The sequence below is a fragment of the Frateuria defendens genome (assembly GCF_001182895.1).
Lineage (GTDB): Bacteria > Pseudomonadota > Gammaproteobacteria > Xanthomonadales > Rhodanobacteraceae > Frateuria_B > Frateuria_B defendens.
In genome coordinates this window covers 1-482 of record NZ_LFQR01000238.1, presented here as the reverse complement: position 1 = coordinate 482, position 482 = coordinate 1, and the positions used below count along the sequence as shown (strand labels likewise).

General features: G+C 69.7%; 1 protein-coding gene. It reads right to left on the bottom strand.

Annotated features, from left to right (window positions below):
* Positions 1-482, bottom strand: a 482-nt coding sequence (locus ACH65_RS18100) for a hemagglutinin repeat-containing protein (protein ID WP_049624039.1), incomplete at both ends; no start/stop codon positions are given.

Sequence of the window (482 nt, the reverse complement as noted above, 5' to 3'; positions counted from 1 at the left end):
CGCCTGCGCCACGAGGTCGTTGCCCGCCGCCACCTTCACCGTGTCGCCCGTGAGCGTGGTGCCGAGTGCCTGCGTGTCCGACACGTCGTCGTGCGTGGTGGTGGTCTTGCTGGACAGGAAGCCGCTCTTTTTCTTCTTCGTGTCCGTCTCGACCGTGTGCGTCTCCGACCCGCTCAAGAGGTTCACGTCGTGGCCCGCCTGCACCGCCGCCAGGCCCGACTGGGTGACGAGGGTGGCGGCGGTGAGGGTGGCGTCGTGGCCGGCCACCAGCGCGAGGCCGGTGCCGGCGTTCACCGTCACCCCGTGCAGCGTCTCGTCGGTGGTGGTCTGGGTGATGCGCTTCTTGCCCTCCTTCCAGCTCGCCGTCTGCGTGGCGAGGTCGGTCACCGTGGTGAGGTTGAGGTCGTTGCCCGCACTCAGCACCGCCGTGTGGCCCGCGCTCAGCTGGGTGGCCTCCAGGTTGAGGTTGTTGCCCGCGCCCA